The sequence below is a fragment of the Paraburkholderia sp. SIMBA_054 genome (assembly GCF_046534875.1).
GTDB lineage: Bacteria > Pseudomonadota > Gammaproteobacteria > Burkholderiales > Burkholderiaceae > Paraburkholderia > Paraburkholderia hospita.
The window spans coordinates 1-14,740 of sequence record NZ_JAWRXV010000050.1 but is presented as its reverse complement, the minus strand read 5'-3'; the positions used below and the strand labels follow the sequence as shown (position 1 = coordinate 14,740).

General features: G+C 61.7%; 12 protein-coding genes. 3 read left to right on the top strand and 9 right to left on the bottom strand.

What is annotated here, in order from left to right; genetic code table 11:
- Positions 1-78: 78 nt before the first annotated feature.
- From SB822_RS40430 to SB822_RS40405, 6 genes are all read right to left on the bottom strand, one after another.
- Complete coding sequence (locus SB822_RS40430; RefSeq protein ID WP_007581347.1) at positions 79-1,452, bottom strand: HlyD family efflux transporter periplasmic adaptor subunit; 1,374 nt, start codon at positions 1,450-1,452, stop codon at positions 79-81.
- Positions 1,430-4,033 carry an FHA domain-containing protein gene (locus SB822_RS40425; RefSeq protein WP_410857322.1) on the bottom strand — a complete coding sequence of 868 codons (2,604 nt, stop codon included), beginning with the start codon at positions 4,031-4,033 and terminating at the stop codon, positions 1,430-1,432. Before SB822_RS40425 ends, SB822_RS40430 begins: the two co-directional genes overlap by 23 nt.
- Before the next feature lie 263 nt (positions 4,034-4,296).
- Entirely contained in the window at positions 4,297-5,727 is a 1,431-nt protein-coding gene (locus SB822_RS40420) for an efflux transporter outer membrane subunit (RefSeq protein ID WP_007581350.1), read from the bottom strand.
- A 263-nt stretch (positions 5,728-5,990) separates the two neighbouring features.
- Positions 5,991-6,254 carry a hypothetical protein gene (locus tag SB822_RS40415; RefSeq protein WP_007581352.1) on the bottom strand — a complete coding sequence of 88 codons (264 nt, stop codon included), beginning with the start codon at positions 6,252-6,254 and terminating at the stop codon, positions 5,991-5,993.
- A gap of 293 nt (positions 6,255-6,547) precedes the next feature.
- Complete coding sequence (locus SB822_RS40410) at positions 6,548-6,985, bottom strand: DUF4399 domain-containing protein (RefSeq protein ID WP_007581354.1); 438 nt, start codon at positions 6,983-6,985, stop codon at positions 6,548-6,550.
- 68 nt (positions 6,986-7,053) lie between these two features.
- On the bottom strand, positions 7,054-7,479 hold the full coding sequence (locus SB822_RS40405; RefSeq protein WP_410857321.1) for a DUF4399 domain-containing protein: 426 nt from the start codon (positions 7,477-7,479) through the stop codon (positions 7,054-7,056).
- Between the two features lie 249 nt (positions 7,480-7,728).
- Between SB822_RS40405 and SB822_RS40400 the strand changes: the two genes are divergently transcribed.
- Complete coding sequence (locus SB822_RS40400) at positions 7,729-9,639, top strand: SUMF1/EgtB/PvdO family nonheme iron enzyme (protein ID WP_410857320.1); 1,911 nt, start codon at positions 7,729-7,731, stop codon at positions 9,637-9,639.
- Between the two features lie 27 nt (positions 9,640-9,666).
- Here SB822_RS40400 and SB822_RS40395 read toward each other — a convergent pair whose 3' ends face one another.
- Positions 9,667-11,778: a protein kinase domain-containing protein gene (locus tag SB822_RS40395; RefSeq protein WP_410857319.1), complete on the bottom strand. Its 2,112-nt coding sequence runs from the start codon at positions 11,776-11,778 to the stop codon at positions 9,667-9,669.
- Between the two features lie 651 nt (positions 11,779-12,429).
- Here SB822_RS40395 and SB822_RS40390 point away from each other — a divergent pair.
- Complete coding sequence (locus SB822_RS40390) at positions 12,430-12,654, top strand: hypothetical protein (RefSeq protein ID WP_007581360.1); 225 nt, start codon at positions 12,430-12,432, stop codon at positions 12,652-12,654.
- Between the two features lie 458 nt (positions 12,655-13,112).
- On the opposite strand, the gene SB822_RS40385 is transcribed toward SB822_RS40390, so the two are convergent.
- Entirely contained in the window at positions 13,113-13,844 is a 732-nt protein-coding gene (locus SB822_RS40385; protein WP_079487849.1) for a gamma-glutamylcyclotransferase, read from the bottom strand.
- A 38-nt stretch (positions 13,845-13,882) separates the two neighbouring features.
- A complete protein-coding gene (locus SB822_RS40380; protein WP_007733400.1) occupies positions 13,883-14,011 on the bottom strand; it encodes a hypothetical protein in 129 nt (42 codons plus the stop codon).
- 432 nt (positions 14,012-14,443) lie between these two features.
- Between SB822_RS40380 and SB822_RS40375 the strand changes: the two genes are divergently transcribed.
- Positions 14,444-14,671 (top strand): hypothetical protein, encoded by a 228-nt coding sequence (locus SB822_RS40375; RefSeq protein WP_079482056.1) that lies wholly within the window; start codon positions 14,444-14,446, stop codon positions 14,669-14,671.
- Positions 14,672-14,740: the final 69 nt, after the last annotated feature.

The window sequence follows — 14,740 nt, the reverse complement described above, 5'->3', positions numbered from 1 at the left end:
CTAGTGACGCCCGAACGAACGGGCGGGCTGGCGGTTGTACTTTCGGCTACGCTTGCGTTGCAATGAGTTCTTTTGAAGCTATCCGGCCAGTTGCCTGAACGGGTCCAGCCCAAGATCGATCAGCCGCCGCTCGCGCACGACGATTTCGGCGCTCGCCGTCATGCCGTACCGCAGCGGATAACGGTTTTCCGCGATCTGGTAATAATTCCTGTCGAGCTGGACGCGGCCTTCGTAGACAGGCTGCTTGTCCTGCGCCGATGGCTTGGTTGCCGGCGAGATGTACGCGAGCGTGCCGTTGATCAGCCCGTAACGCTGATATGGGAACGCATTGAATTTCATCTTGACGGTCATGCCTTCGTGCAGGAACGCGCGGTCGCGCTCGGCAATCTCGATCTTCAGCACGGGGCGCGCGTCCTTCGGCGCGATGCCGCCGAGCGGCGCATTCGCCTGGATCTTGTCGCCAGTTTGCGTCGACGTCACGTCGGTAATCACACCCGAAGTCGGCGCGAGTATCAGCAGAAAGTTGTCCTTGTCGATGTTCTCGAAGCGGATGCGCGCAGCCGCGTCGGCGACGAGGCGTGCCGTCTGCAATTGCAGGCGCAGCTTCTCTTCGGTGCTGGTGATGTCGCGGATCAGATCGTCGTATTCAAGCTGCAGCTTCGTCGACTGCTGGCCACTCGTTTCGAGTTGCGCGCTGGCCTCCGCGTATTCGTGACTCAGCTTGAAGTCGAGTTCGGCAAGCCGCGATTGAGCTACACGGTACGCATTTTCTGCCTCCAGAGCGGTGTTGCGCTTCGCTTCGACCTGCAACTCGGCGACGCCGCCGCCGCCTGGCTGCGCGAACAGGCGTGCGTACTTGTCCGCTTCCTGGCGCGCCGCGTCGCGCGCGCGGCGTGCATTGTCGAGCGTGCTGCGCGCTTCTTCGAGTTGCGCCTTCTGGCCTTCCGCAAGCTTGCTCGTGCCTTCCGAAATGCGGTTCTCGTGCAGACGCTCTTCCACTTCGAGCTGATCCTTGAGCGCGGTCGCCTTGCGCTCCATCAATTCCTTCTTCTGCGGAAACTCTTTCCATTCGCGCTCGGCGTCGTCGAGCTTCAACTGCGCCTGCAGCGCGTTGGTCGCCGCTTCGATTGCGCCGCGCGCATTGAGCCGCGCAAGCACGTCACCCTTCGATACGGGTTGCCCTTCGGCGATATAAAGATCAGTGAGTTCGCCGTCGATCGGCGCATAAATGCGCCGCACGTCCGATTCCGGCGCGAGCGTGCCTTGCGCCGTGACGATCACGTCAGCGCGTCCGAAGAACGACCACATCAGGCCGGCGACAACGAGCGCGACCAAGGTCAGCACGAGCGCCTGCGCGATCCGCACGGGTTCCGCCATGAGAATCGCAACGCCTTCGGCGCTGTGATCTTCGAGCGCTTTGTAAAGCGGCTTAGGGTGATTGTCGCGCTTCACTTTCGTCACTGCCTCCAATCAACGCAAGCTTCGATTTCAGCAAGCCGGGTTCGAGCACCATCCGCAATTCCTGCAATGAGCGGCGCTGCAATTGCGTTTCCGCTTCGATGTCTTCGAGCAACTGATCCGAGCCTGCCGGATGCGGCGCCTTCAGTTGCGTATAAACACGCATGCCCTGTTGCGCCGCTGTATTCGCGCCCGACAGCAGAAGCGCCTGACTGCGGAAGCCGCCCGAGATGCCGGATTCCAGACGCTGCGTGCCGCCGATCGAACCATTCGCACGATACTGCTGCCACAATCCCTGTGCGCGATTGATCTGATCTTGCGCGCGCGCCAGCGCCTTGTCGCGCAGTGCATTGACGTCGCCCTGAACGACCCGCACGAAGTACGCGTCTTCGACGGGATCGAGACTGGCGTAAAACGACAGCAGTTTGTCGTCGCGATCTCCCGCACCACGGCTTTTCTGCAGATCGGCGAACTGGTCGAGCAACGCCTTCTTGTGCGCGAACTCCGCTGCGATGACATCGGACCACGGGCCAGCGGGTATCGCCTGCAAACCGGCCAGCGCCTGCTGGCTGTCGCCGCTTTGCCATGCGGCGCTCGCCGCGTCGTGCTTCGCCACGACTTCCGCCGAAGGCAGACGGCTCGCGCTCAATTGCGCGTACTGCGACTTGAACGGCGGCGTCCTGAAGCTCGCCTTTTTCATCAATGCGAGCAGCGGAACGAGGCGCCGCGCCGTCATTTCGTTGTAGATGTCCGTGTACTGGCGCAAGTCGCTGCGCAAGCTATCCAGCCCGGCGAGCCGCGGATAGCGTTGTGCGTAATCGTCGAGCACAACGGGCAGCGCATCCGGCTTGTCGCGTCCCAGCTCCGTCGCGATGGTCGCGTTGAGCCGGTCGATCGCCGCGAGGTACACGGAGTCGTCGCTTTGCAGCTTGCGCAGATGGCTCATCGCGAGCGCATACGGCTCGGTGAATTCAGGCACGTACGACGCAATGCGGTCGAGAATCCGCTGATGCCTTTTTGCATCGTCTTCCCAACGCTTGAGCAGATTGTCGATACGGCCTTCGTCACTATAGATGCGAATCGGCGCATCCGGGCCGCCCCGGCCGACGACAAAACGTTCCAGGTCGCCAACCCATTTCAACTGATTGATCAGCGCGAGCGCATCGGGATTGTTCTGGCTCGTCGCGCGCATGCCTTCGATCAATGCCGCGGCACGATCGAACTGTTTCACCTGCAACGCCGACAGCCAGCCGGGCACACGCGCTTTCATCAGCGCCTCACTCGCAAGCGCGCGGATCGGATCGCTCGCAGGGTGACGCTGCAAAGACGACGTGCCAACTTCCGCCGCCGCTTCGTATTCTCCCGCTGCGAGCAGGCTCTTGATATCGCGCTCCGCCGCGCCGCGCATGTACAGCGTGACGGCCAGTCCCGCAACGACAACCAGCACCACCAGTCCGCCCCAGCCGACGCGCCGCATCGTCGTGCGATCGCCGGCCGCGAAGGTGCGCGTCAGTTCGCGCAGCAACAGTTGCCAGCGGCGGCGCGGACGGCGTGTTTGGACTTCCGTCCCTTCGTCCGGCGTCAAGGGCGGAGCGTTTTCGTTCACCTCGTCTTCGCGCTGCAATGCGCGATCGACGCAGAAGATGTCGAGAAACGAATGCGCCGCGCCGACAAAGGTGGTCTTGTCGGGATCTTCCGCGGGCATCGCCGCCACGGGCGCAGCCGCCACGGGCGCAGCCGCCGCGGGCGCGGCAGTTGCAGGTGCAGCCGCTGCGGGTGCTGCTGCCGCTGCGGGAACGCCCAGCGTGGCGGCGGGCGGCACCATCTGGGTCACGGTAGGCTCGATTTCGAACGACTTTTGCAGCGCTACCTGATAGACGAAATGATCGCCGCCGAATCCAACGATATCGCCGTTTTGCAATGCGACAGCCGATTCGCCGAGACGCTTGAGATTGAGGAACGTGCCGTTCGTGCTGCCGAGATCTTCGATCCACGGTTCGCCGCCCTTCATGAAGATATGAGCGTGGCGCCGCGAGATGTAATTGACCTGATGCGGATAGCGGTCCTTGTAGCGCGAGAACAGTTCGTCCGTCTTGCTGACGAGAAACGGAAACCCAATGAGGTCGATGGGTTCGAGACCCAGATCCGCGCGTTCCGGCTTCAGCGTGACAGTCAGATGCTGCACGCCGCGCGCGGATGCCGAACTGAATGGACGCGGCTCGATCGCAACGCGATACGTCAGATCACCGCCGAAGCACAGCTCATCGCCGGCCCGCACACGCGACGGCGTCATCCGCACGGCAACGCCGTTGACGGTCGTGCCGTTCTTGCTGTCGAGATCCGCCACATACACCGCACCATGCTCGCTAAAGATGCGCGCATGACGCCGCGAAAGTCTGATGACCCGATCGCGCGGATAGTCGGCAAACGGCGCCTCGCTGCGGCCGATCGCAAACAGATCGTCGACGATGCGAATGGGGCCGAGAGAAGGATGCGAGACAGGCAGCAACAGGACGTCGAACTCCTTGTCCAGAGCCGCCCGCATCTCAGCAATCGGAGCTTCGCCGGGATTCATCTATTTGCATCACTAAGCGTGGACACGAACGGAGCGTTCGACAGACGCGGCGATCAAGGCATATTCGACGCAGCCGTCATGCTGACCATATGAGCGGCTAATCAGGAATTTTAAGTCACGCATGGTGTTAGTCAATTATGGGTACGGCTAATGCGGTCTATATTCAGGCAACGGTTTTCACAGACGTCGTTTTAAGAACCGTGCCAGCTTTTCCTCTATTCGCCCGCGTCGCACACGCAGCACTACCGCTTCATTGCTTGACCTCATTGCTTCACTTGTGTCTGCACGTCGACAGCCTGCCAGCCGCCGCCGAGCGCCTTGTAAAGCAGTACCGTGTCGGACAGTATTTGCTGGTGATTCGACAGCAGCTCGAGTTGCGCCTGCAGCAGCGTACGGTCCGTTTCGAACACGTCCAGTTGCGACACCACGCCTTCGCGCAATTGCGACTGCATCTGCACGTTGACGACGCTTAGACGCTCCACTTCCTGTTGCAATTCGACGCGCTGCTGCCTGTGCGAGTCCAGATTGACGAGTGCGTTTTCCACTTCCTCGAATGCGCCCATCACGGTTTGCCGGTACTGCTGCTCGGCGACGGTGGTTTGCGCCTCGGTGGTCTTGACGTGGGCACGCACGCCAGGATCGAGTAGCGGAATATTGATGCTCGGCATGAAGCCGAACGTGAACGACTTCAAAAGATCGGACAGTGCAAAGCTCGCGGTGCCGCCATGGCCCGTCAGACTGATGGTCGGCAATTGCGCCAGCTTGGCTTCGCCCACCAGGTTATACGCTTCGAGCACGCGAAATTCCGATGCGACGACATCGGGCCGGCGCGACAGCAGTTGCGCCGGCAGCCCGCCCGGCACGGGCGGCAACTGAACGCGCTGCTGCAGATGGCCGACGGGCACGGTGAACTCACCGGCCGGCACGCCGATCAGCGTGCACAGCGCGTTGTTCGCAATCTTCCGTGAACGGCGCAGATCAAGCAGATCCTTCGTTAGACGATTGACCTCCGCCTGTTGACGCATCACCTGCGTCTTTGGCACCAGGCCATTGCGGCTCATGCCTTCGTAGATCGCGAGAATCTTCTTGTTCTCGTCGACCATTTTCTGTTGCGCGTCGATCTGGTCGTCGAACTGGAGAATCTGGAAATACGTACTCGCCACATTCGACACGAGTTCCAGATAACCCGCGCGCCAATCGGCTTCCGTCGCGTGGAACTCGGCCTTTTGCGCCTGCACGCCCTTTTCGACCTTGCCCCAGATGTCGATGTCCCAGTTCACCTGGGCGCCTACGTTGTACTGCTTCGTGAACGGCTGCCCCGTGGTTTTCTGGAAATTCGCGCCTGCGCCGAGATCGGCCGTCGGCAATGCAGGCGCCTTCGCTTCGCCGATCTGCGCGCCCGCTACGTCGATGCGTGCGGCGAGCACTTTGATGTCGAAGTTGCCTTCGATCGCTTTCGCGATCAACGTGTTCAGATACGGGTCCTGGAAGCCTTTCCACCAGTCGGGCACGATGGTGTCGGCGGGTGAAACGAGCGTGCCCGTCTTGTCGGACCACGACGCCTTGGCAGGCGTATCGGGGCGCTTGTAGTCGGCCATGTGAACATCGACGCAACCGGCCAGCATGGCTGTGCAAACAGCAGCGGCAGAGATGACGCGAGCGACGGCGACGAATGAATCAGGCAACGCAGACACGATATTCTCCGATCATTTCCGGGTGTACTGCACGTGCAGAGCGCGCCTTTCAAGTAAAGCACGTCCAGCGCGGCATCTCTATCGATGTCGGCGGATTTCGTTCGGCGTGGAGTGCGTGCGGTGACGCGGCGGTCGTGTGGACAGGACGATTGGCTTCTGAATCTTTTTGACGATGCGTGGTGAAGCAAACTTCGCGGCCAGTTTCGGGATTTTCCCGGAACCCGCGGAGGCCGGTCCAGACCTCCGCGGGCATCGCCGTGTGCTTAGCGCACGGTGACGCTGTTGTTGGCCAGCATCGTCGGCGTGATCGTCGTGGTCAGGCCCGACGCGAACGCGTTGCCGCCGCTCACGTTGCTGACGTTCATTTGCTGCTGGATCATTTGCTGCACATCGCCGATGTGCTTGCTGAAGTCGAAATTGATGTCCGGGAACTGCGGATAGGCAGCGAAGCCGCCGCGGAGGGCCTTCATGGCCTTGCCGTCAAGTTCTTCGGCAACGGGCAGGTCTTTGATCATCAGTGCGCTCATGACAGTTCTCCTAAGAGGGAAGCGAGGCTTCGCCAGGGTGTTTCGGTTCAGGTTCAAGCATCTTGTCTGCTCGGGCCTAACAACGCATAGGCTGTGCCAATTGCACTGCCCGCGCCGCGAAAAACCTGCAAAACCTTGCTGCCATTGGGTGGCGTGTCAGAGACTATTTGCGCATACGAATTCGATGCGCGTCGATCCCGCTCTCTGGTGCCGCTACGCGGCCAACATCCGACTCAAAACTGTTGGTTCAAAAAAGACAGCACTGAAGAAGAACGTTGAGCACACACGTTCGTTCACTTCGCGATCACCGTGATCTTCTTCGAATAGACGGGGGGATTGTGCGGAATATGGTTCTCGTCGCCCATCAGCAGTTGAAGCGTGTGCTTGCCGGGCGGCAAGGTGACCATGGTTTCCGTTTCGCCCGCGCCGAAATGCAGATGCTGGCGGTCGGAAGGAATCTCCTGATCCGCCGGCGGCAAGTCGGTGTCGATCAGCAGATGATGATGGCCCGTGTTCGGATACTTCACGCCCTTGGGCGCGACGCCCATGTAGCGCAAGCCGAACCACACGCGAAACGGCTTGTTGGCGGGCACGACCTGTCCGTCGTTCGGATAACCGATGTACGCATAGGCATCCTTGGGCGCAGGCGTCGGCCCGGCGAATGCCACGTTCATCGAAGTGAGGGCGGTGAGGGCGGCAAGTGCCGCAGCGGCAACAACGATCCTGATCATGGCTGATGCTCTCCGTCTTGCGTCGTGCGTCTGGTGCGCCCTTGCGCCGGCGCAACGCTCGCGCGTGCTCACTTCACGATGATGGTGATCTTCTTCGAATAGACGGGCGGATTGTGCGGCACATGGTTGTAGTCGCCGAGCAGCAGTTGCAGCGTGTGCTTGCCGGGCGGCAGCTCGATGCGCGCATCCGTTTCCCCTGCGCCAAAATGCAGGTGATTCCGGTCAGAGGGAATTTCCTGATCCATCGACGGCAGGTCCGTGTCGATCAGCAGATGGTGATGCCCTGTGTTCGGAACATTGACGCCTTTAGGGCAGACGCCCATGTTGCGCAAGCCCATTCGCACCCAGAGCTTGCCGCCTGTGATCACGGTGCCGTCCGCCGGCCAGATGATGTAGACCTCGGCGCCAGGCGGCGCAGGCGTCGGTCCAGCGAACGCCTGCGCGGAAGCCAGAAAGAGCGCGCCGATAGCCGCGAGCCTTATTCTTCTTTGCATTGCGCATTCTCCCAGGGAGGGTCAGTGCTGCTTGCTTCCGTTTTAGCTTAGGACGTAACTTGTTAAAAAGAAACGCCACGCTCGTTAACGTTCTGACGTTCTAACTGCGTGCTATCGTTTGTAAGGGTGGTCCAGGTAAATACGTTACGTGGGTATCGGACGGCATGGCGGGCGGCGACTGTCCTGCTCGAGCCGGTTCGTCCGATGACGAGGTTCTATCAGAACCTCCAGAACAACCAGGATCTGAAAATGTGGCGAAAACTCCTGCTGGTATGCATGATCGGGGCACTCCAGATGCGAGAAGCCGACGCTCAACCGATGCCGCGCGGCGCGAGCAATGCCACTTCTCAAGCCGCCGCGAATAGTCTCTTTGCGCTTCCCGTCGATGCGGCCAACCGTAAGGTCGCGCTCGTGATCGGCAACGCCAGCTATCCGGCCGGCTCGCTGCCGAATGCCGCGCGCGACGCGCAAAGCGTCGCCGGGTTGTTGCGCGCGCAAGGCTTCGATGTCGTCCTGCGCACCGATGCGACGGCGCCGCAGATGCGCGATGCGCTTGCCGAATTCGGCCGACGCCTGCAGCCTGGCGGCATGGCGCTGTTCTATTTCGCAGGGCACGGCTTGCAGGCGGGACGCACCACGCTGCTCGCTTCCGCTGGTGCCGATCCGCGTGCGCCTGCTTCCTTGATGACAGCGAGCATCGATCTGTCGAACGTGCTCGACACGCTCGCGGCGCCGCGCAAGAACGCGCTCAATCTCGTCGTGCTGGACGCATGCCTGACGCAACCGTTCGAGGCGGCCCGTCTCGCGATGCCGTTGCCCCCGCAAACATTGATTGCCTACGCGACGACGCAAGGCGCGCAAGCCGCCGACGGCACCCGTCATGGCATTTTCACGGGCGCGTGGCTGCGCGAGATGCACCGCGCGCCCGATGCGTTCGTCGATTCGATGTTCGCTCATGTGGCGCGACAAGTCGCAGAAGAAACGCATGGCGCGCAAAGGCCGTGGCGCTTGTCGTCGTTGACGGAGCCGGTGCGGCTTTTCGCTTCACGTCATGCAGCGGAACAAATGGATGATGAGCCGAACGCAGTCGTCGCATTGAATAGCCGCGGCATTCTGCCGAAGGATAGCAACGAGCAATACGAGCTGACGTTCTGGGAATCGATCAAGGACAGCAATTACCCGAGCGATTACGAGGCATACCTGAAGGCGTATCCGAATGGCCGCTTTGCGACGCTCGCGAAGGCTCGGATCGACAGGCTCAAGGCTTCCGGGCAGACGGCTCCGCCCGCCGCCACGCACGCAGCGCCGCCAGCAGCGCCGTCGCGTCCCGCCGCCGCTGCTGCGCCTGCGCCACAACCTGCGCCCACACCCGCACCCGCGCCGAAAGCGGCCGCCACACCTGCACCCGCACCTGCCCCCACGCCCGCACCGGCACGTGCCGCGACAGGCGGCGAGAGCAAGGACTGCGCGGCCTGCCCTGTGATGGTTTCACTGCCTGCAGGCTCGTTCACGATGGGCAGCAATGCCGACCCGTCCGAAAAGCCGCCGCATCACGTGACCATTTCGGCGCCGTTTGCGATCGGTAGATACGAGGTGACGGTCGAGCAATGGAACGCATGCGCGGACGTCAACGGATGCCCGAAACTGTCGCCCGAAAACAATTCCGTGAAGAACGCACCCGCACGCGACCTCAGTTGGGACGATGCGCAGGCGTACGTGAAGTGGCTGAGCAAGGTCACGGGCAAAGCGTATCGACTGCCTACGGAAGCCGAATGGGAATACGCGGACCGCGCGGGCACCACGACGAAATACTGGTGGGGCGACCAGATGCGCAAAGGCATGGCGAACTGCAAGGACTGCGGCGATCCGTATCACAAGGAAGCGCCCGAGCCCGTCGGCACGTTCGCGGCGAACCCGAACGGCTTGTACGACATGAACGGCGGCGTCTGGGAATGGGTCAGCGACTGCTGGCATAACTCGTACCAGGGCGCGCCGAACGACGGCCGCGCGTGGGATGCGCCCGCCTGCAACATGCGCGTGATTCGCGGCGGCTCATGGCGGGAAGGCAACGACTACATGCTGAGCTCGACGCGCTTCAAGTACAGCCAAAGCGTGCGCCAGTCGCAAGACGGCTTTCGCGTGGTGAAAGAACTCAAGTGACCTGACATGCAGCAGAGCGCACGCCCCTCAATGCGCGCGCGCCTTGCTCGTGATCTGCGCGAAGTCCGCGACGATACGGTCTTGCCCATATTTGGAGGCAAGCTGTTTGAGCCGCGTATCGAGCGCGCGCAGATAGTCCGCGCGCGACTCGCTTTCGGGCCGTGGCGTATCGAAGAGCGGCGCGGGCGTAATCAGCAGAACGACCAGTTCCTGACCGAACGGCTTCGAGACGACCCAGTCGCCGCCGCTGCCGATGGTCGCCGAGTAATGCGCGGGCGCCTGGTTATCTTTCGCGCGGGGCCCCGGCACCATGTGCACGACGCTGCCGTCGAGCACGTAGTAGTCGATGTTCACATACGAGTCGTAGCCGGGCGTCCGCACGTCGACGACGAGAGGATCGCCTTCCGTCAGCACGCCATTCGGCATGCGCGCGGTCAGCGACGCGATATGCCCCGCCTGCCAGTTGCGCGTCCAGTACGAGCCAAGTTCCTTCAGCACCTCGCATTTGTCGCTGCTCACGTGCTGCACGTCGACCTTCGTCGACGCCACGCCGGGCAATGTTGCAAGACGCTCGTTGACCTGCGCCTCGCCGTGTTGCGGCACGAATCCGCGCACCTGTACCGCGCGATCCTGAATCGAAGCGGCAAGCGCCGAGCACGGCAATGTGGCGAGCGCCGAGGTGACGGCGGCGAGCGTCGGCGGGGCCGGCGTGACGGGCGCTGGCGGCGCGGATGTAACGGCAGGCGGCGACGGGGTAACAGGTGTGATGGGCTGAACGGGCGAGGCGGCGCTGGCCGCATCGGATGCCGGGCTCACCTGTAGCGCCGCATTCTCCTGCTCCAGAGTCCGCGAAGCACGGTAGAAGTACAGCGCGCCGCCTGCAGCGCAAGCGAGCGCGAGTCCCGCAACCCCCGACTTCATCAGCATGCCGGTGCGATCGACATTGCGCCCTGACGACTTCGACGCCGACGCGCGTTCCAGTGCGCCGAATTCTTCGACGAAGCGCGATACCGTCGGCGTGCGCGACTTGCGGTCGAAGGCGAGCGTCGCACGCAACGCGCGCCATTGACGGTTGCTCAGGTTCTCGGGCCGCTGCGGTTCCCGGTTCGACGCGCGCGCCTGCGTCGCCGACTGACGGTCGAACGGATGACGGCCCGTCAAAAGCTCGTAGGTGATGCAGCCTAGTGCGTAAATGTCGTCGCGCGGATCGGGTTCGAGATGCTCGAGCATTTCCGGGCTTGCATAGGCAGGCGTCAATGCGCCGAGGCTGCCGGGATCGAACACGGTCGCGTCGCTATCTTCTTCGGGGCGCTGAAAGACGCGCGCGATGCCGAAGTCGATCACTTTGACTTCACCCGTATCGGTCAGAAACACGTTGGCGGGCTTGAAGTCGCAATGCACGAAGCCGCGCTCATGCGCGTACGCCAACGCACTCGACATGCCGCGCACGATCGGCAACGCCGACTGCACCGGCATGCCCTTGAAATCCTGGGTACGCAGAATCTGGCTGAGCGGCTTGCCGGACAGGTATTCCATCGTCAGATAGACGATGGCGCCATCGCGGTCGAAATCGTAGACGGTGACGATATTACGGTGCGCGAGTACCTGCGCCTTGCGCGCTTCCCGCTGCAACGCGATCAGCGACTTCGGGTTGCCGCGGAACTGCGTGTTCAGCACCTTGATCGCGAGATACGGCTTGCGGTCCGACGCTTCGAGCTTGCGCATATCGAGCGCCTTGTAGACGGTGCCCATACCGCCTACTCCAAGACACTCTTCGAGCACGAAGCGGTTGTTCAACGTGTCGCCCGTACCCTTCACCTGATCGAGTCCGGATGCACCTGCGTCGCTGCTACGCGCGGGCGGCGGCGGGGGTGGCGGCTCGGCCACCGTTTGCATGCGCGTTTCCTCGCCGCCCGCCGCGGCAAGGTTCGAAACGGGCATCTGTTCGATGCGGCGGCGCACTTCCGCGTAGAGGGCAGGAGGCAGCGGCTTCCTGATGTGCGCTTCGCCGAGTATTTCGAGCAGACGTGCCGAACCGACGCCTTCCGTTGTGAGCGTGCTGTCGAGTTGAGCGACGAACGCGTCCTGCGTAAGCGCGCCGCTCTGAAAGTCCCGAATCACGTGCGCAAGGCTAGCCATGTGTTCAAAGCGATGCAGCTCCCGATGGTCTGAGGATTTCCCTGTCGTAACCAATTACATGTGCTCGTTCGATAGTAGCCCGCACGTATCCCTTTCGCAAACCAGGATTGGCCCGCGACACGACGGGCGTCGTGTGGCTTCTGGCCGCTTTGTCCGGCCCAACAGCGTCTCGCCGTTCAGCCCCGCCGTTCACCCCATTTGGCGCGAAGCCCTGTACATTAAGGCCTCGGCGTTTTTTACCGCTGCACCTAGATGATCAAGCTCGACTTCGACAACAGCAAGACGGTCGATGCCCAGCAGCTTGTAAATCAAGCCTGAACATCAGCACCGCGAGCAACGACAACGCGTTCGTTTCGAATCTGCCGACCACGCTGTTGTTCAGCGTCTCGACGCATCGTCGGGCCTGGCGTCAAGCTGCCGAACATCAACGTCAGCCCGAAGCTCTGGGCCGGGACGACGGCTGTGGTGTAGGGGCAGGCTGTCGTGGGGGATCGGGGGCCTCCTCCGCAAAGCGTCCGCAATGCTCGCCAGCGCACACCGCATCGAGCCTGAATTACCTATACTGGTTGTTCGAGACATACGCGTTGCCGTCATCGACCGAAGCACACACCCATCGCGACGGCGCCACGCGACATTTCTTCTGGAACAACCATGCCCAAGCTACTCATCAAAGATCTTCCCGAAAGCGTCGAACTCGATCGCGCAGCGATGACCGCCATCGTCGGCGGCACGCGAACGGGCGGACGCTTCTTCGGCGTCACCGCGCAGGCCTTGCCGGCGGCGACGCGCGTCGTCGACTATCCCGTGGGATTCCCGACGGCTGCGCGCCAACCTGTCGACGAACGCATACCCCCGCAGAGCCTTTTGCGCAAATAGCGCTTGCCTTTAAGGCATTCGCCAGTCGCTTCTTTCTCTTGACGTGCCGCTTGCCCGATGGCTTGCGGTACGCGTTTGCGCGCGCTCGTCTGTTTGCCTGTTGCCCTCTGGCCGTCTGTTTTATTCCGCCAACTTTCCGTGCTTGACGGTATGGCTGATGGTCAACCGGTCGTATACGCGCCAACGTCACTGGTTATTCCCTTGCGGGACGGTGCTTTCCAGCAATGTACGGTGCGACGTCGCAGCCTCGAGGGAACCATATCCATCCAGATCGGTATGAGGCGAATCCAGGAACACGTCTGCGTTGGTCCCTGATTCCCAAACATGCCTGGCGAGCGCGACAAGCCGCACAGGCCCCCAGAGGTGCCGCAGGGCGCGGGGCAACGCTACCTGCTGATCGGCCCTCTGTGCGAGGCGGCTGCCTTGCATACCAGGCAGTTGTTCAATCGGTCAATCTGCTACCTGCCAGCGGCTTTCAGCTCAAACAGTCGCTGCGCAACGAGCCGCTGCAAGCGCCATAGGTTGGCGTCCCGGATGCCAAGACATTCAAGGTGGTCAACCGTCTGCATGAGGTATTCCGCCCCCGCCCCCCAGTGGCCGACCGCCTTGTACAGCACAGATGCGATCTCCTCGTCGGTCAACCCGGCCACAAAGTTGCGCCCCTTACGATCGGCGGTAAAAGCAATGGCGCGCACGGCGGCTTGCCCCGCTTTCGCGGTAATCCATCGTGGCGGACTGGTCGGCGGCTTGACGGTCATTTCCCGTCGCCACAGCTTGCGCAGATCCGCGAGGACCCGGTGCCCAGCAACCCGATATAGAGCGCCACGGCAACTGCCACCTGGAACGAGCGACATCATCAATCCCGGTTGGTCGGGAGTGCCGCGAAAGCGCGTTAGCCGAATGCAGAACGCACGGTGCCAGCCGTGTAATACCGCTGCAACTTGCTCTTCAACTTCGAAGGGCCGATTCCACAGCAACGAACCATAAGCGAACAGCCAGATGTCCTCTCCTTGCCAGGCACCCGCATGGAGTACCGCCTGCAGTGACGCCTCGTAATCTTCATCGGTGTGGACGACGACGCCGGGGGCCGGTCCGCTGTCTTCCATCTTGCGCGCAACCAGTGCCACCAGCTCGGTGGTCAGACGCAGAGGGACTGAACGCTGGCGACGTGTAGTGGAAGTCTGGTCCATCTGTTACTCCCTCGGGAAACATCCGAGACCGGGTATCGTTAAACCCACCAGCGGGCGATCAGGTACAGGCTTGCAACGGACTGACCGGATTCTCTCGATAGTCCCGGCAGCCCGGCTTTGTACCGCTCCGGAATTTCGCGCTTCGGATTTTCGTCGTCCCAAGCCATGGCACTCATCCTCCATCCTCGGCAGCGACTGGTCAATTCCGGAGAATTGACGCATTTCAAGGAAGTCGAACTCGCTGAGATCACTGAGAGATTCGAAAGCGTCGTGCATCGCTTACGGCCGAGCTGATCTGCTCAAGTGCGCCTCGGTGCGCCGGTCGCGGAACTCATTGAGATGGGCGCATTGCGTGCTGTTCGGTTAAGGCGGACAGCCGCGCGATTATCTGTTTGCCGGGAGCAGACGTTCATTTGTCGCCTGATCGCTTGAAAAGCCGTTTTCAAAAACTCTCCGATATACATTCTCCTTTATTTTCATATGGTTATCGTGTTATTTCGGAGTTCTGCGCACGACTGGCACACCCTGTGCATATGTAGCAGCGAGCGCAAACAAATCGTGCTCTTCCAACCCGAAGCAACTGATCCAGGAGATTGACCATGGCTACGCTGACCATCAAAGACCTCTCGCATAACGAAGAACTTTCCGTCGAAGCACTCGCCTCCGTGCGCGGCGGCAGCAACTACAACGCCTACAACACGAACGCCGCGTTCGGTGGTGGCTTCGCCAGCCCGGCTATCGTGGTGGCGCCCGTCACCCAGACCGACACGAAGGTCGTCATCCCGACGATCCAGAACTTCGGCGGCCTGCAGGGCGTGCTGCTGTAAATCGCAAACACATCACCTTCTTACCATACCCCATCCAGGAGATTGACCATGAGCTCGCTGACCATCAAA

Bases quoted from the DNA above. Each gene is read 5' to 3' on its own strand.
- SB822_RS40425 (WP_410857322.1), bottom strand. From the start codon at position 4,033: ATGAATCCCGGCGAAGCTCCGATTGCTGAGATGCGGGCGGCTCTGGAC.
- SB822_RS40415 (WP_007581352.1), bottom strand. From the start codon at position 6,254: ATGAGCGCACTGATGATCAAAGACCTGCCCGTTGCCGAAGAACTTGAC.
- SB822_RS40410 (WP_007581354.1), bottom strand. From the start codon at position 6,985: ATGATCAGGATCGTTGTTGCCGCTGCGGCACTTGCCGCCCTCACCGCC.
- SB822_RS40405 (WP_410857321.1), bottom strand. From the start codon at position 7,479: ATGCAAAGAAGAATAAGGCTCGCGGCTATCGGCGCGCTCTTTCTGGCT.
- SB822_RS40400 (WP_410857320.1), top strand. From the start codon at position 7,729: ATGTGGCGAAAACTCCTGCTGGTATGCATGATCGGGGCACTCCAGATG.
- SB822_RS40395 (WP_410857319.1), bottom strand. From the start codon at position 11,778: ATGGCTAGCCTTGCGCACGTGATTCGGGACTTTCAGAGCGGCGCGCTT.
- SB822_RS40390 (WP_007581360.1), top strand. From the start codon at position 12,430: ATGCCCAAGCTACTCATCAAAGATCTTCCCGAAAGCGTCGAACTCGAT.
- SB822_RS40385 (WP_079487849.1), bottom strand. From the start codon at position 13,844: ATGGACCAGACTTCCACTACACGTCGCCAGCGTTCAGTCCCTCTGCGT.
- SB822_RS40380 (WP_007733400.1), bottom strand. From the start codon at position 14,011: ATGGCTTGGGACGACGAAAATCCGAAGCGCGAAATTCCGGAGCGGTAC.
- SB822_RS40375 (WP_079482056.1), top strand. From the start codon at position 14,444: ATGGCTACGCTGACCATCAAAGACCTCTCGCATAACGAAGAACTTTCC.